This is a genomic window from Amphritea pacifica (assembly GCF_016924145.1).
Taxonomy (GTDB): domain Bacteria; phylum Pseudomonadota; class Gammaproteobacteria; order Pseudomonadales; family Balneatricaceae; genus Amphritea; species Amphritea pacifica.
This window is the reverse complement of record NZ_JAFFZO010000012.1, coordinates 78,672-100,284: the sequence shown is the minus strand read 5'-3', so window position 1 is coordinate 100,284 and position 21,613 is coordinate 78,672. Positions and strand designations below refer to the sequence as shown.

The following is a 21,613-nucleotide window of genomic DNA, read 5'->3' as shown; positions in this document are numbered from 1 at the left end:
GAATCGTGTCATATAGAGAAACGTGCCAGTAACGATTGCTGCTGACGGGCAACATCAAGCAGAGTCTGACTACTTTCAGCTGCACTCTCCGCCCCTTTTGTGGTTTCTGCCGCAGCGTTACTGATCGAGACCAGCGTCTGGCTGACCTCCGCCACCGCATCCGTCTGCTCAGTGGCTGCGGTTTCAATGAAGGCATTGAGTTCACGGATATGCGCCACCGCTTCATTCATCGACTGCAGTACCCCCTGAGAACGCCCCGCATGCTCAACACAGGCCTGGGTCTGCTGATAACTCTGATCCATCACTTCAGTAACCCGCAGAATAGCACTCTGCATATTCCCCACCATGTCCTGAATATCCTGCACCGAGTCCCGGGTACGCCCGGCCAATCCCCTCACCTCATCGGCAACCACCGCAAAACCCCTGCCCTGTTCTCCCGCCCGGGCCGCTTCAATCGCGGCATTGAGCGCCAGCAGATTAGTTTTTTCCGCAATATCCTTAATGGTTGTCAAAATCATCACGATCTGATTGCCAAATGTAGCCATCTCCTGACTGACTCCCATCGCCTGATCGATTCCCCGGGCCTGCTTTTCAATACTGTCGACAGTGTCACGCATCTGCTGGCTGACATCATGACTGAGGTTTTCAAACTCATGGACCGCATTCAATGTCGTCTTACTGTGCCCGGCCACCTCAGAAACACTATGCTCCATCTCCACAGCGGCCGAGGAGGTCTGCTCCAGTTGCATACTCTGCAGGTTCATAGACTCCGTTGTCTGCTGGCTGATAGAGGCATTCTTATTGGCCACCGTAGACAACCGCTCAGCGCCATCTGCAACCTGTTGTAATATCGACTTCAGACTCGACACCACCTCATTGAGATAGCCGCTCAGATCACCAAACTCATCCTGACGGCTCACGTCAAAGGTGACATTCAAATTACCTTCGCGCACAGCACTCAGCGTCTTGCGGATATGCGCCAGAGGCAGGCGGATAGTCTGCACCAGCACAATCGCGACGATCAGGGCAAATATCACCGCGCCCAGCGACAAGCCGATGATCAGTAACCGGCCGGTAAACACTTCCTGACTGGCCTGTTCCTGGGCATCATTAAGAATCTGATTATTCTTCGTTATAAAATCTTCAACGGATGCGCGAGTCTCAGCGATCAGTTGATAAGTCTGCTCCAGACGGGCACTCTGCGCCTTTTGCGCCGCACTCATCACGCGCAGATAAGCGATCAGCCCATCCTCTCCGTAAAACTGCTGCTCAAAGACATTAATATCATCCTGCGCTGAGCGGAACGGCCCGCCTAAGCGGATAATTTTCTCATAATCCTTGCGAATATCCCCTTTTCTGGTGGCCAGTACTTTTTCCAACCGCCCCATCGCCTGGGTACGGCTGAAGTTCATCAGACGGGAACGGAAAATGCCTATGGTCTTGGCCAGTTCCTTACCCGCCGCGGCAATCGGCGTTCCGCTATAATCAACCTGAAGCCTGCTCAATGAGGTAGAAATCGCATTATCGGCCTTACGCAGCTTTATATCCGCATCAATGATATGCCGCTCGTTGTCGAGAATATTCCTCTGTTCAAGCAGCACGGTATCGGCCAGGGAGAAGTACTGATCAACCCGTGCAGCCACCTGATTTAGTGACTCGCTCAGCACCTCATCCTGTGCCACCCGTTCAGCTAATGCCTGCTGATCGACCCTGAACTGTTCCAGTTGCTGTTTAAATGATTCACGTTGCAGATTAAGCTCTCTGACACGCTTTTCCGACAGCGCCGCAAACAGCTCATTGTTCGCTTCCTCAAGCCGCACCAATTGTCGTAAACCATCGGTCAGCGAGGGCACTACATTCTGGGTAACATTCTCAAACTTCTGCGAGATCAGCTGTATCGCGCCTACCCCTCCAGCCCCCACAACCATGATAAAAACGACCATCAGGACAAAGCCAACAATCATTTTATGGGTGATATTCAGTCTCATGTGAACTCCGCCAGCCCGTTAATATTCCATTATTTATTATTTGCCTGTTAACTCGTGAAAATATAGTTCAGGGTCAACCCGATATCCGACTAATCTACCCTGTTATACAACTAAAGGCCTATCTGTATATCCCACGCTGGGTAATAAAACTACAAAAAACCCGCCAGGGCTCACCTTAGCGGGTTCGACAATACGGTATTTTTACTATTTGCTACGTTGTGACAGCATCTGTTCAGCCCGGTCGCAGGCCTGGCGTACCTGATTCGGAGCGGTACCGCCTATATGATCACGGGCACTGACAGAGCCATCCAGTGTCAGCACATCGAAGACATCTTCGCTGATCTGACCGGAGAACTGTTGCAGCTCTTCCAGGGTCATTTCTCCCAGATCCTTGTTCTGCTGAATACCGTAAGCCACCGCTTTGCCGACAATTTCATGGGCATCACGGAATGGAATCCCCTTGCGTACCACGTAGTCAGCCAGATCGGTAGCGGTGGAGAACCCCCGCAACGCTGCTTCACGCATATTGTCTCGTTTTGCTTCAATAGCCGGCACCATATCGGCAAAAGCCCGCAGACAACCTTTGACCGTATCGATCGCATCAAACAGTGGCTCTTTATCTTCCTGATTATCCTTGTTGTAAGCCAGTGGCTGAGACTTCATCAGTGTTAACAAAGACATCAGATGGCCATAGACACGACCACTCTTACCGCGCACCAGCTCGGGCACATCCGGGTTTTTCTTTTGCGGCATAATGGAGGAGCCGGTGCAAAAGCGGTCCGGCAGATTGATAAAGTTAAACTGCGCCGACGCCCACATCACCAGCTCTTCAGAGTAGCGGGTCATATGCATCATCAGCACACTGGAAGCCGCACAAAACTCGATAGCAAAGTCACGATCAGAGACAGAATCCAGGGAGTTCTCCGTCGGAGCGGTAAAACCCAGCAGTTCAGTGGTCATATGACGGTCAATAGGATAGGTCGTCCCAGCCAGTGCCGCCGCACCGAGCGGCAGAATATTAACCCGCTTACGACAATCGACAAACCGCTCATAATCCCGACTGAGCATTTCAAACCAGGCCATCAGGTGGTGCCCAAAGGTCACTGGCTGAGCCGTTTGCAGATGGGTAAATCCGGGCATCACAGTATCCGCTTCCTGCCGGGCAAGGCCTACAATCCCCTGCTGCAGACGACTGATCTCAGCCAGCACATTATCGATCTCATCACGTACATAGAGGCGGATATCGGTGGCAACCTGATCGTTGCGGGAGCGGCCGGTATGCAGTTTCTTACCGGTGATGCCGATCTTTTTGGTCAGCGCCGCTTCAATATTCATATGCACATCTTCCAGCTCGATCGACCACTCGAAGTTGCCATTATCAATATCGGTCTCAATCTCACTGAGTCCCTGAAGAATATCGGCACATTCGGCTTCGGTCAGCACCCCCACCTTAGTGAGCATTTTTGCATGGGCGACTGACCCCTGAATATCCTGCTTGTACATCCGCTGATCAAACTGCACCGACGCCGTAAAACGGGCAACAAAGGCATCCGTTGGCTCATTAAAACGGCCACCCCATTGCTGGTTAGTTTTTTCTTCACTCATGCTGAAACCTCAAATCTGTCATCCGCGCCGATGGCTGGCGGATCTTGTCCTGAATCAATGGCGGGCATTATACAGCAACCTGCCCCCCTCCCGCATGTCCGATCAGCTGTTACCTGCCCGCTTATCTGTTAAAATCGGTAATTATTTTGCGTAGTTGACCGGGCAAATGCCCTCCAGGATTCTGTATGACCGATAAAGTAGTCCGTATCGCCACCCGTCAAAGCCCCCTCGCCCTGTGGCAGGCGGAGTATGTTAAAGCTGAGTTGGAGAAGTTTCATCCCGGCATCAAGGTAGAACTCATGGGGTTTACCACCAAAGGGGATGTACTGCTGGACTCCCCCCTATCGAAGATTGGCGGCAAGGGGCTTTTCGTTAAAGAGCTGGAAGTTGCAATGCTGGCCAATGAAGCCGATATCGCCGTACACTCCATGAAGGATGTACCCATGGAGTTTCCTGAAGGTCTGGGGCTGGCAGTCATCTGCCCGCGGGAAAAGCCCACCGATGCGTTTGTTTCTAACCACTACAAAACAGTGGATGAACTGCCTCAGGGGGCAGTCGTCGGCACCTCCTCGCTGCGCCGGGAAGCACAACTGAAAGCCGCCCGTCCCGATCTGCAGATCAAAACCCTGCGGGGCAACGTCAACACCCGTCTGCGCAAGCTGGACGAAGGCCAGTACGACGCAATTATCCTGGCAACTGCAGGTCTGCTGCGCCTTGAGATGGCCGACCGGATCGCCAGCGAGATCACCCCGGAAGAGAGCCTTCCGGCCGGAGGCCAGGGCGCCGTGGGCATCGAGTGTCGCAGCGATGATGCAACCACTATCGAACTGCTCAAACCGCTGCATGATCAGCAAACCGCCTACCGCGTCACCGCCGAGCGGGCCATGAACCGTCGTCTGGAAGGCGGCTGTCAGGTACCTATCGCCTGTTATGCCACCCTCAATGAAGCCGGTGATGAACTGTACCTGCGCGGTCTGGTAGCCAGCACCGATGGAACTCAGGTCCTGCGGGATGAGTTACGCAACAGCCCGGATAATGCTGAAGCGATGGGGATCGAACTGGCAGAACGCCTGCTGGCAGCCGGTGCCGATAAGATTCTGGCAGACGTTTATCAGCAGAATGGCTAACCCCCGGATACTGGTCACCCGCCCCGCGCACCAGGCCGCCGGGCAGGCCGAGTTGCTCACCAGTCTTGGGCTTGACCCAGTTCAGTTGCCATTGCTGGAAATCACCCCGGTGAACGAATCTGATCCGGGCTTCGCTCTTTTAAAAAGCCGGATTATGGATCTGGATCTCTACCACTCGGTGATCTTTATCAGCGCCAATGCAGTCACCGCCGGGATGGATCTGATCGACCAGTACTGGCCGCAGCTACCGATAGGCATTCAATGGCTGGCTATCGGCCGTCAAACAGCAATTAAGCTGGAAACCTATGGTATTACCGCCCTTCAGTCAGCCGCAGGCTATGACTCCGAGGCGCTGCTATCCCTGCCACAACTGCAGCAGGTTGACGAACACCGGGTCTTAATTATGCGCGGCGCCGGGGGACGGGAAACCCTGGCGCAACAACTCAGCCAGCGCGGTGCCCGGGTTGATTATGCTGATCTCTACCGGCGCAGTCTCCCCCCCTATACCTCCAGACAGATCAGCAGTACTATCGGAGAAAAACCCTTTGCTGCGGTGTTACTGACCAGCGGAGAAGCACTCAACAATCTGACAAAACTCATATCTGAGCACGGTCTCAAGACGCTGCAGCGTACAACATTGGTGGTACCCAGTGAGCGAGTTGCCCGAATTGCAAACGAGTTAGGCTATACTCGGGTTATTACCGCCAGCGGGCCGGATAATCAGGCCATGGCAGAAACAGTTTTATCGACTATCGATATGGATGACAGAACATGAAAAAAAGCGGGAATAACAATCCAGCCACTTCAGAAAAACCAGAAGAAGTGATTGAGGGAGAGCTGATCGAAAAGGAGAACGCCCCCGCCAATAAGCCTGATACTGCAGAGTCGCAAGCTGAAGAGCCATCAGAGACAAAGAAAACTGCTGCAGAGAAGCCAGAGAAACCGACTGCGGGTAAGCCAAAACAGGAAGCGCCACACGCAACTGAAGCACCGGTGAAAGAACCTCCGGTAAAAGAGCAGCCAAAACAGAAAGCCAGCTGGGCCGGCCGCATCGCGCTGTTGCTGGCACTGATCGCCCTGGCCGGGGTCGGCTATCTCTACTGGCTGCAACTGCAGGAAAAAAACCAGCTGCAGCAGACCCGGCAAGATGCCGCTGCTGAACTGAGCGGTACTCTGGAGAAAAGCCAGCAGCAGTTTAATCAGCAACTCGGGGCACTGAATCAGAAATTGTCAGCCCTGCAGAGTAAATCAACCCAGGATCAGGCCAATATCAACGAGCTTCAGGACCGCCTGACCCGCAGTATTCAACAGGTCACCGCAGCACAAAAGAATGACCGGGCTGACTGGCTGCTGGCCGAAGTCGAATATCTGTTGCGACTGGCCAACCAGCGGGTGCTGATGGAGCAAACACCAAACGGCGCACTGCAACTGTTGCGCTCCGCCGATAAGATTCTCAGCGAAACCGACGATGTCACCATCTACGATATTCGCAAAGCAGTCGCCGCCGATATTGCTGCACTGGAAGCGGTGCCTCAACTGGATACCGAAGGCGTGTTCCTGCGTCTGGGAGCACTCAGCACACAGGTGGATCAGTTGCAGGTGATTCCGCTGACCGAACAACACAAACTGCCGGAGCTGCTGGATCAGGTGAACAGCGAGGAGTTTGCCGCCAGCTGGAGTGCCGATATCAAGCAGGCCTGGGCAACACTGTCCGATAAAGCCAGCAAACTGATCGTTATTCAGGATCGCAGCGAGCCAGTCGAACCGCTGCTGTCCCCGCAGCAAAGTTACTATCTGCAGCAAAACCTGCACCTGATGCTGGAGCAGGCACAACTGTCGCTGCTGCAACGGAAACCGAAAAGCTACCTCAACAGCCTGACAAAGGCGCAGCAGTGGGTGGGGACTTACTTTGAACAGAACCACAGTAATACCCAGGCCCTGCTGAAAGCCCTGAAAGACCTGGAACAGGTTGAAGTGGCTCCGCAGATGCCGGATATCTCCGGATCACTGAAAGCCCTGAAGAGCTACCTCAAAGAGATGCGCAAGCTGAAAGAGGGGGCTGCCTGATGAAACGCATATTTATCCTGCTGCTGGCCTTTATGTTTGCCGGTACCTGGATCGGTCAGAAGATGATCCAGGATTCCGGCTATACCCTGTTTGCCTACGGCCAGACCACCGTTGAGATGAGCCTGTGGGTCTTTCTGGTACTGATCGTCGCACTGTTTTTCGCCCTGCACTGGGGCATCAACCTGTTCAAGCGCTCTCTCAAATCAGGTGCACATCTGCGTCTCTGGAGCGGCAGTCGTAAAAGCCGCATCGCCCATGACAAAACCCTTAAAGGCCTGATCGCCCTATCAGAAGGTAACTGGTGGAAGGCACAGCGTTTGCTCTCCATCTCTGCGGATAATGCCGACCTGCCACTCATCAACTATCTGGCGGCTGCCCATGCAGCTCAGGAACAGGGCGATGAAAAAGCCTGTGACGAACTGCTGCAAAAAGCCAGAGCCTCCACACCGGAAGCAGAGATCACGGTTGGCATCAATCAGGCGCAGACCCAGTTAGCCCGGGGACAACTGGAGCCCAGTCTGGCTACCCTGCTCAGCCTGCGTCAAAAAGCGCCGAAAAACACCTACGTGATGAAGCTGCTACGCAAGGTTTACATTCAACTGAACGACTGGCAGTCACTGCAGGCACTGATCCCGGAGCTGCGCAAAAACAAAGCGCTGAAACCTGAAAAGCTGCTGCAAACCGAACAGCTGTGCTACCAGAAACTGCTGGAGCTGAGTATCGTCCTGCCGGACAGCGCCTCCTCCGACGAGAAGCGCAAAGCCCTGGCAGAAACCTGGCATAACATGCCCGGTCAATTGACCCAGGACGATCAACTGGCCCGCCACTATACCCGTCTGCTGGTGAGCATCGGCGCAGAAGCCAAAGCGGAACCGGTGATCCGTGACCTGATCAAGCGCAACTGGGACAACGAGCTGGTCAACCTTTATGGCCGCATCGAAGGGGACAACCCGAAGAAACAGCTGGAGACTGCCCGCAGCTGGCTCAAAGATGACCCGCTCAACCCCGATCTGCTGCTAACCCTGGGACGCCTGTCACAACGTAACCAGCACTGGGGCAAAGCGATCACCTACTTCGAGCAAAGCCTGGAGCAAAGCCCCAGAGCCGAAACCCTGAGCGAACTGGCAAGACTGCTGAAAAACCTCGGCGAAACCGACAAAATGCGCCAGCTAATGGAAAAGCATCTGGGGGTTATCGGCGGGGGATTACCTGCACTACCACTACCGCAGAAAGGGACGAAGCTGACGGCGTTATGAGTCGCTAGAACGCAGCAAAAAAGCACTGTTTAAAGGCAGTAGCTAGACGTCGCTTCGCGACTTGCTAGTTGTTAGTTGTTAGTAGCTAGAAAAAGCGGAAAGAAAAAAGCATAAAGAGAAGAGAGCCATTGGCTCTCTTTTTTGTTTTGAGACGTTCATTTCAATGAAAAATTAGGCTTTTTGATTTATTTGAATCACAAGACTTATGCTTGAAAGCAGATAAGGTCAGAGAAGCAGTCACTACAGTTCATTATTCTGTAGAATATAACTTCTAAACTAGCTGTTAGGTTCTAGAGGGAAGAATGAACTCAAAACTTACAGAATATCAGTTAAGCAAGCTCAAACCTTTGGAATTGAAGCTTAAAAGAGCTGTTCACTCTGGTGATACGGATAAGGCGATTGAATTAGCAACACAAATTCAAAGACTATTCCCTAATGAATGGAGAAAGCACCATAGATTGCTACGTGCAAAACTTTGGGCTTTCGAATCTTGCTTAGATGCCAACAGAATTTCTTATGCTCAAAGAGGATTTATTGGAATAAGAAAATTATCGGCTTCTAATACTCGCTTATATTTAGAAGCCTCAAGCCTATTGGCAGTGTGCCATTTAAGATCTAAAGATACTTCCACAGCCAAAACTTTAATCAAAGAAGTTATAGAGAAAATCAATAATATAAGCTCTGAAAGAACAAAGCATCAATTCCAAAAGCGCCTGATTGAGCGAATTGAAGAGGAATGTATTCTAACCGAGCTGATTGGTACAAATGACTTAGCAATGAATATTGAAGAGATTCAAGCAAAAGCAGTATTACTAATTCAGCGTAACTCTGACACTGAAATCTTTCAATTTATAGGTAACTCTATCCCAACAGCAAGCATTGACCTTTTGAGAGATGTAAGAGCCTATTCGCTAAATCAACTCCCTCCCCCAGATAGAAAGCTTCTACCTTCACCTGATAAAGCTGAAGAACCACAAAAAATTGGCAAAACGGCCTTTGGAATAATCAAACGTATTGCTTGGAAAACTTTCTGTAATCCAGATAGTACTATTTACAAGCTTTGGAAAAACCGAGTCCCAAAAGTGTTTAACGAAGGATATTTCTCTGCTGCTGTGGTCACCACGATGGGGGATTTCAAAATCGGAATTCCTCTATTAGCCAGTGGTATTTCAGCGCTTATAATGAAATACACAGCCGAAGAGTTTTGCGAGTTATCAAAACCAAAAGGACTTATGATTGATCGTGGAAAAGAGTAAAACAAGCAACCAAAAGCAAAATAAGGAACAATAGGACTGCTTAATTGATTATTTCGATAAAGACGCAGTGTATAGCTATAGCCGCCGCGAGGGCGCGCCTCCCACAGTAGCAAAGATAAAACCAATATGTCTCTTTGCTGTATGCTTTTTCTAACAAGTCGCGTAGCGACGTCTAGCAAGCAACGCGCTCTTCGTTGCGGTCTAACCACTAGCAACTATTTCCCTCACCCGCTTCTGCAGCTCCGGCACCAACTCCGCTTCGAACCACGGGTTGCGTTTCAGCCAGATGTTATTTCTGGGGCTGGGATGAGGCATGGGGAACACTGCCGGGGACTGGCCCTGACAACAATAATCCCGCCAGCGGGAAACGATCTCTGTGACTGATCCCTTCTCTTGCAGATGCCAGGCCTGGGCATACTGGCCGATCACCAGTATCAGTTGCAGGTTGGGCAGACGGTCCAGCAGTTGCTGGCGCCATTGGGGTGCGCACTCTTTGCGTGGCGGCAGGTCACCCGACTTACCCGTGCCGGGAAAACAGAATCCCATCGGCAGGATCGCCAATTGTTTCGGATCGTAGAAGATTTCAGCACTGATCCCCATCCACTCCCGTAAACGTTCACCACTGGGGTCGTTGAAGGGGATGCCGGTTTCATGCACCCGCCGGCCAGGGGCCTGAGCAGCGACTAAAATCCTTGCGCCGGGATCAAACTGGAATACCGGACGCACGCCATCCGGCAGATGGGGCAGACAGAGATCGCAGGCTTTGATACGGGCAATCAGTTGCTCATCAGTCAGTGTTTCTGATTTCACTTCTGGACTCCCTTTTTCGGGCTGAAAGCATAATATTGCGCGGTGTGACGGAGCGATCACAGAAGGTACCCAGCTCAACATGATAGCCATGGGACTCAAGATCGCAGGCCAGATCCAACACCAGCCAGAGCTCAATCGCCCGGCGAAAACAGTTGCGCAGCAGTGATAAACGCATCACGGCATCATAACGCCGCCAGCCAAGTGCTTCCGCTGCTGCCCATTGTGTTTCTACAGGCAGTTGAAACTGTTCGCGCTCAGCGAGCTTATGACAAAACTCGCTATAACTGAGCTGTAGCCAGGGTTTTGATACCGGTTTCATGGGTCGATACTGGTCACTGCCCTGCACCCGGTTGCGTAGTTCAATATAGCCCAGTTTCCAGGCCATCTCCCGGTCACGGCTGAGCACTTCCCGCTGACCGGCGGTCACGGTTTCGGTGACCGCCAGACGCAGGTCATCCCGGCTCAGCTGCAGTGATAAGCCCGCGGTTCTCGGCCGGTATCGATGTTCAACGCCAAACGCATAACAACAGGGCACCAGATCCAGCGCATCCAGATGCTGATCAATCGCAACCCGTTCCAGTGTGCGATGCAGCTCACCGCACGCATGCAGAGCGATAGCGTGATGGCCCGCAGCTTTCAACTGAAGATCCGGCTGTAACAGATCGATCACCCTGAACTGTTGAGGAATATTCAGGCGCCGGGCCTGCTGTTCACCCATACGACACAGTTCAGCGTTCCATTCCAGGGTGGTCACCGGTTGTTGCCAGCTCCGCCCCAGCAGGCGACCCAGATGCCCTTTGCCGCCGCACCATTCGAGCAGTGGTGATTGCACCGGCCCGATCCCCCGGGCAAACGCTTCGATCTGCGTCCGTTTGCGTCCGGGCATACCATCAAAAAAGCGGTTCTCCGGGGGGCAGTATTCAGCTGACGAACGCTCAGGTAAGCGGCATAACTGCCGCAGGGATGCGATCTGCGGCAGGTAGTGGCCGATCCAGTCCTGCAGCGCTTCGGAGTCATGATTAAGGCAGGCCAGTTGCCGTTCATCCAGTGCCAGCAACGCTTCTGTCAGCTCAGGATAGTGATTACACCACTCGGGCCGGTGCAGCTTAAATGGCTGCGGCCGCCACAGGTGTGCCGTGGCAACAAGTTGCTGATCAAGCTGCTGTAATCGCGAGTGCCAGTATGTGGGTGATGTTGTCATGGCGCTATTCTAATCGCCTGTGGTGTTCCGACATAGCGCTTTGAACTGATTTATCCACAGCCTTGTGTAACGATCTGTTCATCTTTTTTAAAGGCCTCTGTCATTTACAACCGCCATACTGCCCACAAACTGATTGATGGACAGTGATATGCAGAATATCCGTACCATGTTTATCTCAGACGTGCATCTGGGAACCCCGGATTGTCAGGCGAAACTTCTGAGCGAAGCCCTGACCCAACTCGCGCCGAAAAAGCTTTATCTGGTGGGCGATATTATCGATCTTGCTGCGATGCGCAAAAAAGCGATTTTGCCCCAGGATCAGCAGTTGCTGATCGGCCAGTTCTGGCAGATGGCAAAAGATGGCTGTGAGATTATCTATATTCCCGGCAACCATGATGCGCCGATGCGTAAAATCTGTGGTTTGAAACTGGGCAAGCTACAGATTCGACGTAAGGCGATCCACAAAACCCGTGATGGCCGCCGTTTTCTGGTGTCCCATGGTGATGAGTTCGATGGCCATGTGCGCATCCATCCACTCATGCTGTTACTGGGAGATCAGGGCCATCAGTTGCTGCTCTGGCTGAATCGCAGTTATAACAAACTGCGTCAATGGCTGAATATGCCCTATCGCTCGCTGGCAGCGATGATAAAACAGCGTTTCAGTACTGCTCAGCGCTATATTGAACACTTTCAGCAAGCCGCCTGCACCGAAGCCAGTCGTCAGTCTCTGGACGGCTATATCGGCGGTCATATACATCAGGCGGGCTTTACCCACCTGAAAGGCGCGCTCTACTGCAATGATGGCGACTGGGTCGAGCACTGTACCGCTCTGGTTGAAACCGAGAGTGGCAAACTGCAGCTTCTGGAATGGCCAACCATGAAGGTGGTTACCGAACCATCCCCACCGTTGCGGCTCTCGGGTGAACTGGCACACACATAATCAGCGGTTTATAACTACTCGATAAACAGATGAAAGTATTCGGAAAAGTTGTATTCAAGATCTCTGATCCGATCAATGGTGCGCTGATCGAGTACCTCGCCATGCCCCAATAATAAAACGCCATCGTGACTGATCAGATCCCGGGTCAGCGTCATGCCCGGTTTCAGATCCATACTCGAAACCCGCTTATCGTTATAGAGGTCAGTGATCGGTTTAAGATCATTCATCACCTTTTCCAGCGCATTCACGACATTCTGGTTGTACCGCTCAGGCGCTCTGTTCCGCATAAATGCCAGCGTTTCTGTGGCGCTCAGTTGGCGATGATCGTAGCGCCCGGAGGTGAGTTCAGTATAGTCATTCAATACAGTTAGTATCTGCGCAGCAGGCTCAATCTGCGCACTTTTAAGCCCCAGAGGGTAACCACTGCCATCGAGATACTCTTTATGTTGTCGCACCAGCGTCGCCGCCCGGTCGAGGGGCCTGACGATAGTCATGGCGGTGTACGCATTATCCGGGTGACGCTGAAATTCGCGCTGCTCCTCCGGGCGTAAGTTCAGATAGGGGGTTGCTAGCAGATGGTCACTGAAACTCAGCTTGCCCACATTTCTCAGCATCCAGGCCATTATCAGGTGTTTTTTATCCGCCTCATCCAGGCCGCACTTTTCCGCCAGCAGACTCACCATCTGGTTTAACCGCTGGTTCAAGCCACTGACTTTTTGCCCCATCCGCCGTAATGTCAGGTTGGAAAACATCCGCACCATCTGGCGGTAACCATCGGCCAGTTGCTGATTCGCTTCATCTAGCTGCTTGCGCGACTGACTAATTTTTTCTCCATCCGCTTGTACCCGCTCAACCAGTTTCTTTTGCCGCAAAATAAACCGCTCCCGCTGCGTATCAAAATCCCGATGCAGATCCCGGCGAAGATACAAAAGTTCCTGTTTTAACCTGGCGACCCGCAGCGCCTGACGCATCCGATAACCGAGGATCTGCGGATCTGATGGAAACTGAATATAGTGATGTACCAGACCATCGGCAGCCACCTGCCCCGCTGGCTCATACTGACAATCAACGGTCAACAGAAAGCCTTCCAACTGGGGGTTCAGCTCCATTAGCTGCTGCAACCGGCTATGGGCCAGCGGTTCGTCCGTACGCTGATCCAGCACTACAATATGAACCATCTGAGACTCAATCAGAGAGATTGCCTGGTCCATTCCCCCGGCAACCAGCAGGGCGGTCGGAACACTGTCCAGAACAGTATCGAGCACACTTTTCAGTTGTTTTACATCGTCGCTATCCAAAGCGATAAACAGAATGACTGTCTCATCCATATCCATCTGGTATCCTCAGTTTCTATTCCGGAAGCGCCGCTAAAGGCGCTGGTAGCTCATATCTTAACGCCGATACGTTATAGCAACACCGGTTGCATCTGCGGCTTAACGGTTTACGCCCAGTTATCAGTATTGTAGCTATGACAGAAACGAAAAGGATAATCATAATGGGTACTCCTGCACTCCGGCCCACTTTTGACACCACGGACACCTGGGTCTGCGCCTGTCGAAATATCCGCCGACAAGCATTTATCGATATCCTGAAGCAGCAGCAACTCACCACTATCGAAGCGGTGCGACAAGCGACCGCTATCAACACCGCCTGCGGACTCTGTTATGAAACGGTGCAGGCACAGCCCGATGAGCTAAACAGCAGGTGTGATCAATAGCGGATCAATATGTTATGCTCAGTGGATGAACGACTATACCCCCATACTATGCGCCCTGCATGACAGTTATGAACTGGCCTGTATGCGTAACCTCGTTGATCTGGTGATCTGGCAGAACAGTGACGGTCATATCCTGAGGCAAAAGCTGCGCTATCTGACCATCGATACCTGTAACGGTGAAGAGTTTCTGATCGCCGCCGATGAACACGGCACACAGCGGCGTATCCGTCTGGATATGATTCAATCTCGACCGCCGGGCAGCTAACCAACTTTAAGCCCGCCGCGCCAGCTGTCCCGGGCGGCAAACACCGTAAACAGCTGCACCATCTCCTGATCCGAATGTTCCCGCCAGACACAGGCTACGGTGCGAGTCAGACCAAAATCAGAGATCGGAATACTCACTGTTCCCGGCTCGGTCACGGTTTCCGCCATAATTGCCGCCGCCAGATTATTGCGCACCATGGTCAGCGCCCACGAATCATTGTCGGTGCGGCAGGTGATCCGCGGTTGAGCCTGTTCGGCGAGAAAAACCCGTTTGCCCTCATGCAACACTTCACAGTTTTTGCGCAGCACCATCGGCAAACCATGCAGATCGGCCAGGCGAACACTGGCACGGTTAGCCAGGTCATGCTGCCGGGACACCATCAGTTGAAAGCGTTCCTGATAAAGCGGCAACTGGGTTTGTGAAAAATCATCGCCGCCCATCGACGTCAGCAACATATCCACCCTGCCCTGTCCCAGCTTATTTGCCAGTTCTACTTTGCTGCCGGTCTGCAGATGCAGCTCTGTTTCCGGGTAGGTGGTATGAAACTCATGCAGCAGGTTATTGATCGGCGGGGTGTTCAGGGTATCCAGCATACCGATTCTTAACTGCCGTGGCCGGGGCGTATTCATCAGCTCACTTTTAGCCGCGCTGCACTCCGCCAGAATCGAGAAGGCCCGGTCTCTGAAACGTGATCCGGCGGGGGTCAGGGTGACCTGTTTATGGCTTCGGTGCAGCAGTTCAACGCCCAGCTCCTCCTCCAGGGTTTTTATCGCCGCGGACAGGGCTGGCTGAGTAACAAACATCTTCTCTGCCGCTTTGGTAAAGCTGCCGGTTTCCTGCACCGCGAGAAAGTAACGAATCTGGCGAATTTCCATAAACCGGTTGCTCCTATCAGTAGAACTTAAAGCAGATCTTTAAGCAGATCCTCAAGCACATCATCAGTCCAGCTTAACCCGGTTAATAGCCGCTGAGAAATCATAATGCCTCATGAGATCTATAACTTAAATTTATAGAGTGAATAATAATTAAAGATTTTACTTATCCGGCAGATTAAATCTAAATAGACCTGTCGCGCTAGTGGTAGCACAGCATAATTGATCATAACGCCGGCACAACGCCGATGGATAGACAGGCATATATAAGATGAGTAGTGAGATTCTGCAACGTTTTCCAATCAGCATGGAGATCCCGATCGCCTGGGGCGATATGGATGCCTTCCAACATGTCAATAATCTGGTGTATCTGCGCTGGTTTGAAAGTGCCCGGATCGACTATTTTCGCAGCTGTGACTTTACCGCCGTGATGCAGGAAACCGATGTCGGCCCGATTCTGCGTGACAGCCGCATTCGCTATCGAATCCCGCTGACGTTTCCCGGCAGCGTCATCTCAGCTTGTCGGGTGACCCGGCTGGAACATGACCGCTATACCATGGAACACCTGATCTGGAGCCCGGAACATAACGCGGTTGCCGCAGAGGGGGAAGGCACTATCGTTTGCGTTAACTACCGTAAAAATAGTAAAGCTGAGGTTCCGCCGCTCTATCGACAGCGGATTATTGAGCTGGAACCCATCACCCCGGAGATTTTTGACTAACGGCCAGCTGCGCCCGTTAGACCGTTCAGCCCATGAAGCAACGCCTGCTGTTGCTTCATCACTTTCGCTGGCCCTTTCGGGGGCCAGATTTTTTTATCTTTCGATAGCCATTACCCGGCAGCTTGTAGTTGCTCTGCGGTGCATTCTGCCAGCCTTGCGATCCGGTCTGAACCTATATCCGGGTGATGCCGGGCAGAGGACTGTAGCACAATCTCAACGGTTGGCAGATCCGGCAGACCAACGCTCGCAGGCACCCGGTACAGATCCGCAGGTACGCAACAGGATGACAGCGTCGTGACCACCTCTCCCCGCCGCACCAGTTCAATCAGCAGCGCACAGTTGCCACTGATACAGCTCACCTCAAAAGGACGCCCCTGTTTGATCAGGCCATCCACCGCGGTACTGTGAAATTTACAATCAGGCTCGACCAGTGCCAGCCGGATGGTCCGGTCTGGCGCAATAAAATCGGCTGTCGGGGCAACCCAGACGCCCTTGTCCTGCAATAACAGATACCCCTCTTCCCGGTCCGGGCGGCGGGTGAGAATAGTCAGATCCAGTTCGCCCTTATCGATCAGCTCCCGCAGTTGCGCCGATGACCCGGTTCGCACCTGCACCTGCAGCCCGGGTAGCTGTGCCTGAATCTCGGATAGCAGTTGCGGCAACACCCCGGTGACATAGTCATCCGGACAACCTAACAACAACGGACGGGCTTCTCCTTCGGCCCCCAGCACCCCCAGCGCTTCATCGTGCAGTTTCATTATCCGTCGGGCATAGCTCACCAGTTTCAGCCCTTCATCGGTCAGTTGCAGCTCCCGCCCCTCTTTCAGGAACAGTCGCTTATTGAGCTGCTCCTCCAGCCGTTTCATCTGCATACTCACAGCTGACTGGGTACGAAACACCTGTGCCGCCGCCCGGGTGAAGCTGCCGGTATCTACGGCCGCAATAAAAGTACGGAGCAATTCATGATCAAGCATCAGCAGTATTCATACCTGTTATCAGATTTATTCGTTTGAGCGAACATCTATTTAGCGCCAGACTCAGGTCTAAATCAATCGACGCAACAAACTTATTAAACAACACAATAAAAGGATTTTGCTATGCAACTGGTTATCGGTAATCACAACTATTCCAGCTGGTCCCTGCGGGCCTGGCTGCTGCTGCGACAGTTCGGGCTGGACTTTGAAACTGTGCGTATCGCCCTGTTTACCCCCGGCGCAGCGGAACAGATAAAACGCTATAACCCGGCGGGGAAAGTCCCGGTACTGCTGGATAACGGCCTGATCATCTGGGACTCGCTGTCGATCTGCGAATATATCAGTGAACAGCACCTTGACGGTAAAGGCTGGCCCGCTGATCCTGCATTGCGCGCCCACGCCCGTAGCAGTTGCGCCGAGATGCACACCGGCTTTATGGCGCTGCGCCATGCGATGCCGATGAACTGCCGCCGTACTGTGGAAAACGTTGTGATCTCAGCCGAAGTACAACAGGACATCGACCGTATTCTGCAGCTGTGGAGCGGTGCGCTCAACCTGAGTGCATCAGAACAATTCCTTTATGGAGAGTTCTCCATCGCCGACGCCTTCTATGCCCCGGTGGTGTACCGTCTGACCGGCTACGGCGTCAGCCTGCCTGAGCAACTACAAGCCTACTGCGACCGGGTACTGGCACTGCCCGCCTGTCAGGAATGGCTGAAGCTGGCACAACAGGAAAGTGAAGTGATTGAAGAGGAAGAGGTGTAATCGCCTCTGACTGTGCCTGACAGCACTGGTATTTCTGCCCTGAAAATGGCACATTATCAACCGGAGAGCGGGAAGCTCTCCGGTTTCTTTTCAAGTGACTCAACAGGGACGAATAATGAGTACTCAATCTGCATGCAATATCCAGAAAACACCTGATCAGACAGGCCACGCTGATAAAGGCAGCTCAAATTCAGGTCAAGACACCTGCACCCCTCGACTGTATGAGGTTGTTCACATAACCGGCGAAAGAAATCAATTCTATGCACTGACCCACCAGGCAACCGAAGAGCTTAATACTGCCTGGGGAAAAGTTCAGGACTTGATGGTCGAGTTTTCTAATCTGGTTAAAAGTGAAACCGAAGATAAAAGCTCTCCTCAATCGCAGGCAGCGCTACTGAAAAAAAGACTTGCCTGGTTAGGAAAAGCATCTGATGCGGGCTTACTGGCGCCGCAGCCGGAACGTCCCCCCGAACATGCTGTATTTGGTACACCATACGAGGTCGAGCGCAACACTAATATTGAAAGCTGTACCGCTGAACTGGGTCAGCTTAGCGCAAAGCGTAACGAACTGCGCAGCAGGATGTCATCAAATGGACAGATGTCCAGAAATAATTCAAGCTACCCCCTCACCCAATTAAAACTGGCTGAACTGGAGGTACTGGAATCTAAAATGCAGCAACTCCAAACGTTGCAGCAGGAAGACCTCTGCCACCCAACCAGTATTCTTGATGAGATTTACAGTGTCGACACACTGGTTAAAGCTGGCGGCAATGCCAGTGGAAACTTTACCATTGTTGAGTTTCAGCGATTCAGCGCTCCGGATCAACTCTACTATCTGCCCCTCGATGTTATCCAGGGGCTGAATAAGCACACAAACGGCTGGATCCCGGTAAAACTCTCCTCCGCGTCCCTGCAAAGCTTTTCAACTATCAATGAAGACACTATCTCACTCTTTGCAGAGTTAATGATTGATGACTTCAAGAAACAGTTAAAGCCGGATTTCGATGTCAGCGAACTAGCCAACCTGCCCTGGTTTATCAACACCAAAGGAAACTCCTGGGAGAGCCCGACTTACAATCCCCTGAATGCGCTTCATCTGGAACTGTTCCCGAAAAAGGTCATCGAAGGTGAATTCGGGAAAGGGGGACCCGCCTTTGCCTTCTCTGCAGAGGCCCAGGCGCTTCGTTTTGCCGCCGGGGCAAACCTTGGCAAGGTTGAGTTCAAACCCTCGCAAGGAAAAATTAAACTCAGCGCCAGCGCTGAAGCTAAGTACTCGTTGTTTGAAGGTGAAGCCAGTGCAGAACTGATCCTGCCGAATAAAGAAGGACAACAGATCTATGTCAGCTTCCGTGGCGCGGATAAACAAGAGCGCTTGATGGAATTTGGCTATATGCGCTTCGATGCCAAGCTGCTGTTAAGCGTATTTGCTGGTGTTAGGGGTAATATGAATGCCAAGCTGGATATAGATGCGCAGAAACTAGTAAAGTCGTCCAGAGCAAACAGCAACGCCATCACCACACAAACCAGCCGGGAGATAGAACAGAGCGCCGGCGCAGGGCTTCTGCTTATTCCTAAAGCCAAAGTTGAAACAAAAAAAATCGGTCACTGGACCGAAAAGGTAAAATCAAATGGTAAAGCTAAGGACTCCGGCGCCTGTGTTGCCTTAAGCGCGGAAGGCTTTGCCGGAGCAGAAGGCGGAGCAGCGCTAACGTTGCACGCCTTATGGAAAGCCCCCGAAAGCCATCAGCCTTCAACCGTCGAAAAAGAGGGGCTTATTCCTGAAATATCCAGCACAGAGTTTGTCGAACTGGCGAAAACCGGTTATCAGGGCTCTCTCAAAGCAGGCGTTAGTGCGGGTGGTCACCTGAAAATTAACTGGGAGGGCGGTAAGTTTATTCTCTATATCCACGCCTCTGCCGCCTGGGGGTTCGGATTTTCCGGTGGGTTCGAGGTCGCCGTAGATAAAGAGAACATCCTCAAAGTTTTTTATATCGTACTCGAAGCATTACAACAATCAGACTATCGGGATCTGACGTTTGTGGATGAAGATACATTCCTGATTATGGCTCGAGGGCTATATAAAATTCACACTTTAAAAAATAGAATAACGAAGAAAACAATCGAATATTTATTTGAGAATGCCTCTACAGCAGGAAAAGAAATTGATGATTGGTGGCAAAGAAGAAAATCGACTAAATTAGAATCTGAAGCCTTAGCCAGAAATATTAAACATGGAACATTTATTATTAATCCCAATAAACTTCCTCCAGAGACTATTGGCCCAATGCTCTATTGTCTAAGCTATAATTGGATATTCAGTCGCGAAGAGAACCAAGAAACCGCGATCATGATAATTCTTAACCAGATACATTCCTGGCGAAATTTTATGCAGATTCTAAAACGCATGAGCGAGCACGGCGAGAAGGTAGATATGTATCAGAGTATGAATAAACTTTGTGCTATTCTCGATCTAGATCAATACCGTGAGTTTGTAACCTGGGTAAGCCACTTAAAAGTAATAACACCACAACGGCTTGAAGAAAATCCGAAAAACCCGTTTACTCCAAGAAAACACCCATATAAAAAACTGAATGAAAGAAACGGAGAAGTTGTCGCAAAAATAAAAGACGCGTGGGGAGTATCAGTTTCCTGATACCCCTTTAGCATTCAGCTTAATATACGCCTGAACTGAACACCTGAAACTATCGCGTGGACCATAACTATTATATTTTTTTAATGTTTCTATCCCAGCTTTTCGCCTAATAAGTATGTTCCCATTAATCTCTCCAGTGTGATTACCACGCATTAATTTATATGCCTGCAAGGTAGAGCTGTCTAACTCTAGCTCAACCCCTTCTATTGGCCCCTTAGGGTTTTTTTCTGGACTATAAGAGTAATACTCTGGGTCATACCAGTCATTAACCCACTCAGCAGCATTACTTTGCATCCCATATATTCCCAAAGGATTTGGCGGCATCATTCTTACAGGGTATGTTTGCTTCTCCCTACCATCAACTTCCGCATATGGGTCTGTATTTCTGGGGGACTCCAAAAAGCCATTATCCGTAGCATAATAAATATTTTGCCCTCGGTTACGGGCGGCAAACTCCCACTGCGCTTCAGTGGGCAGATCAAAAGCATACCCTGTAACTTTACCTAACCACACGCAATAATTTTTAGCATCATCCCAGGTTCTGGTACCAGCTGGAAGATCGGGCCTGAAGGCCTCATGATCAGGCTGCTCTTCTCTCCAATCAGCACCCGTTAAAGGTTCTTTATGCGCTAAAAAATAAACATCCATATCCTTCACCCGGGTCTCATACTTCGACAGCGAGTAACTATCCAGCTCCACCGGATGGGCTGGGCTGGTATCCGCCCAGTGGCTGGCATTACACATATTCTCTGTCTCGCGCCAGACGGGCCGTTCAGGGTCAGCATCACAGGGCATACCAAAATCCCCCATCATAAACTTACCCCCCTCAATAAATACCATATCCTCAACTGCCCGCACCGCGGTATCCAGCACTTTTGCCTGCAGTTGACTATCAGCATCAGGATGTAGTGTTTGGATATTGGCCCGTATCTGAGCAATCTTTTCTGCAGACACAACATCACTGGTAACAACGATATCAGCTTCGCCGTTACAGCCACTGAGAATCAGCACACTGGTAAGAGAGATAAAGGATACAGACTGAAATAGTCGGGTCAGAGTGGGCATAGATTCATCCTTGTTGCCAGGGTCCATAACGCCCAAAATCATACCTGAACGGGTCTGAGGACTCCAGCTCTGAAGAACTCAATAACTGACCATTATAAATATTCTTAATCAGATACACTCATGGCGTCACTTTATGCAGATACTGGAGCAGATGAGTGAAAAAGGCGATTCAGTTGACATATACCAAAGCATGCGCGACGTTGTTCAATCCTGGATGACACCCAATACCTGGAATTCATCACCTGGACAGATAACTTAAAGGTAATCAAACCTCAACAAACGCAGAAAACCCCAAAAAGAACATCCAACCCTAGAAAAACTCCATATAAAT

Annotated in this window: 19 protein-coding genes; 11 read left to right on the top strand and 8 right to left on the bottom strand. The window is 51.4% G+C overall.

Features of this window, described 5'->3' with window-relative positions; translation table 11 throughout:
• Window positions 1-8: 8 nt before the first annotated feature.
• Together JW499_RS08580 and argH are read right to left on the bottom strand one after the other, a co-directional pair.
• Window positions 9-1,988, bottom strand: coding sequence for a methyl-accepting chemotaxis protein (locus tag JW499_RS08580; protein ID WP_205210212.1), 1,980 nt, complete (start codon window positions 1,986-1,988; stop codon window positions 9-11).
• Between the two features lie 204 nt (window positions 1,989-2,192).
• Window positions 2,193-3,593 (bottom strand): argininosuccinate lyase, encoded by a 1,401-nt coding sequence (gene argH / locus JW499_RS08575; RefSeq protein WP_205210211.1) that lies wholly within the window; start codon window positions 3,591-3,593, stop codon window positions 2,193-2,195.
• Window positions 3,594-3,778: 185 nt separating this feature from the next.
• On the opposite strand from argH, the gene hemC reads away from it, so the two are divergent.
• The 5 genes from hemC to JW499_RS08550 all read left to right on the top strand — a co-directional run bounded on the left by hemC (window position 3,779) and on the right by JW499_RS08550 (window position 9,299).
• Entirely contained in the window at window positions 3,779-4,720 is a 942-nt protein-coding gene (gene hemC, locus JW499_RS08570) for a hydroxymethylbilane synthase (protein WP_205210210.1), read from the top strand.
• Window positions 4,713-5,495: a uroporphyrinogen-III synthase gene (locus tag JW499_RS08565; RefSeq protein ID WP_205210209.1), complete on the top strand. Its 783-nt coding sequence runs from the start codon at window positions 4,713-4,715 to the stop codon at window positions 5,493-5,495. The genes hemC and JW499_RS08565 overlap by 8 nt, the downstream gene beginning before the upstream one ends.
• Window positions 5,492-6,787, top strand: a complete 1,296-nt coding sequence (locus JW499_RS08560; protein WP_205210208.1) for a uroporphyrinogen-III C-methyltransferase — start codon at window positions 5,492-5,494, stop codon at window positions 6,785-6,787. The genes JW499_RS08565 and JW499_RS08560 overlap by 4 nt, the downstream gene beginning before the upstream one ends.
• Entirely contained in the window at window positions 6,787-8,043 is a 1,257-nt protein-coding gene (locus tag JW499_RS08555) for a heme biosynthesis HemY N-terminal domain-containing protein (protein WP_205210207.1), read from the top strand. Before JW499_RS08560 ends, JW499_RS08555 begins: the two co-directional genes overlap by 1 nt.
• 302 nt (window positions 8,044-8,345) lie before the next feature.
• Complete coding sequence (locus JW499_RS08550) at window positions 8,346-9,299, top strand: hypothetical protein (RefSeq protein ID WP_205210206.1); 954 nt, start codon at window positions 8,346-8,348, stop codon at window positions 9,297-9,299.
• A 201-nt stretch (window positions 9,300-9,500) separates the two neighbouring features.
• Here the strand turns inward: JW499_RS08550 and JW499_RS08545 are convergent, their stop codons facing one another.
• Window positions 9,501-10,109: a uracil-DNA glycosylase family protein gene (locus tag JW499_RS08545; RefSeq protein WP_332874004.1), complete on the bottom strand. Its 609-nt coding sequence runs from the start codon at window positions 10,107-10,109 to the stop codon at window positions 9,501-9,503.
• Complete coding sequence (locus JW499_RS08540) at window positions 10,087-11,310, bottom strand: methyltransferase (protein WP_205210204.1); 1,224 nt, start codon at window positions 11,308-11,310, stop codon at window positions 10,087-10,089. Before JW499_RS08540 ends, JW499_RS08545 begins: the two co-directional genes overlap by 23 nt.
• 148 nt (window positions 11,311-11,458) lie before the next feature.
• Here JW499_RS08540 and JW499_RS08535 point away from each other — a divergent pair, with 148 nt between their 5' ends.
• Complete coding sequence (locus JW499_RS08535; protein WP_232846298.1) at window positions 11,459-12,250, top strand: UDP-2,3-diacylglucosamine diphosphatase; 792 nt, start codon at window positions 11,459-11,461, stop codon at window positions 12,248-12,250.
• Window positions 12,251-12,264: 14 nt separating this feature from the next.
• On the opposite strand, the gene JW499_RS08530 is transcribed toward JW499_RS08535, so the two are convergent.
• On the bottom strand, window positions 12,265-13,584 hold the full coding sequence (locus tag JW499_RS08530; RefSeq protein ID WP_205210202.1) for an HD-GYP domain-containing protein: 1,320 nt from the start codon (window positions 13,582-13,584) through the stop codon (window positions 12,265-12,267).
• A 161-nt stretch (window positions 13,585-13,745) separates the two neighbouring features.
• Between JW499_RS08530 and JW499_RS08525 the strand changes: the two genes are divergently transcribed.
• The gene (locus JW499_RS08525; protein ID WP_205210201.1) at window positions 13,746-13,967 is read left to right on the top strand and encodes a (2Fe-2S)-binding protein; all 222 of its coding nucleotides are present in this window, start codon (window positions 13,746-13,748) and stop codon (window positions 13,965-13,967) included.
• Window positions 13,968-13,992: 25 nt separating this feature from the next.
• Entirely contained in the window at window positions 13,993-14,232 is a 240-nt protein-coding gene (locus JW499_RS08520; RefSeq protein WP_205210200.1) for a hypothetical protein, read from the top strand.
• On the opposite strand, the gene JW499_RS08515 is transcribed toward JW499_RS08520, so the two are convergent.
• Complete coding sequence (locus JW499_RS08515) at window positions 14,229-15,107, bottom strand: LysR family transcriptional regulator (RefSeq protein WP_205210199.1); 879 nt, start codon at window positions 15,105-15,107, stop codon at window positions 14,229-14,231. The genes JW499_RS08520 and JW499_RS08515 overlap by 4 nt on opposite strands.
• 268 nt (window positions 15,108-15,375) lie before the next feature.
• Between JW499_RS08515 and JW499_RS08510 the strand changes: the two genes are divergently transcribed.
• On the top strand, window positions 15,376-15,825 hold the full coding sequence (locus JW499_RS08510) for an acyl-CoA thioesterase (RefSeq protein WP_205210198.1): 450 nt from the start codon (window positions 15,376-15,378) through the stop codon (window positions 15,823-15,825).
• A 110-nt stretch (window positions 15,826-15,935) separates the two neighbouring features.
• Here JW499_RS08510 and JW499_RS08505 read toward each other — a convergent pair whose 3' ends face one another.
• Window positions 15,936-16,799, bottom strand: a complete 864-nt coding sequence (locus JW499_RS08505) for a LysR family transcriptional regulator (RefSeq protein WP_205210197.1) — start codon at window positions 16,797-16,799, stop codon at window positions 15,936-15,938.
• Between the two features lie 123 nt (window positions 16,800-16,922).
• On the opposite strand from JW499_RS08505, the gene JW499_RS08500 reads away from it, so the two are divergent.
• Both JW499_RS08500 and JW499_RS08495 read left to right on the top strand, forming a co-directional pair.
• Entirely contained in the window at window positions 16,923-17,564 is a 642-nt protein-coding gene (locus JW499_RS08500; protein WP_205210196.1) for a glutathione S-transferase family protein, read from the top strand.
• A gap of 115 nt (window positions 17,565-17,679) precedes the next feature.
• Window positions 17,680-20,217, top strand: a complete 2,538-nt coding sequence (locus JW499_RS08495; RefSeq protein ID WP_205210195.1) for a hypothetical protein — start codon at window positions 17,680-17,682, stop codon at window positions 20,215-20,217.
• Here JW499_RS08495 and JW499_RS08490 read toward each other — a convergent pair.
• Window positions 20,206-21,282 carry a formylglycine-generating enzyme family protein gene (locus JW499_RS08490; RefSeq protein ID WP_205210194.1) on the bottom strand — a complete coding sequence of 359 codons (1,077 nt, stop codon included), beginning with the start codon at window positions 21,280-21,282 and terminating at the stop codon, window positions 20,206-20,208. The genes JW499_RS08495 and JW499_RS08490 overlap by 12 nt on opposite strands.
• Between the last annotated feature and the right edge of the window lie 331 nt (window positions 21,283-21,613).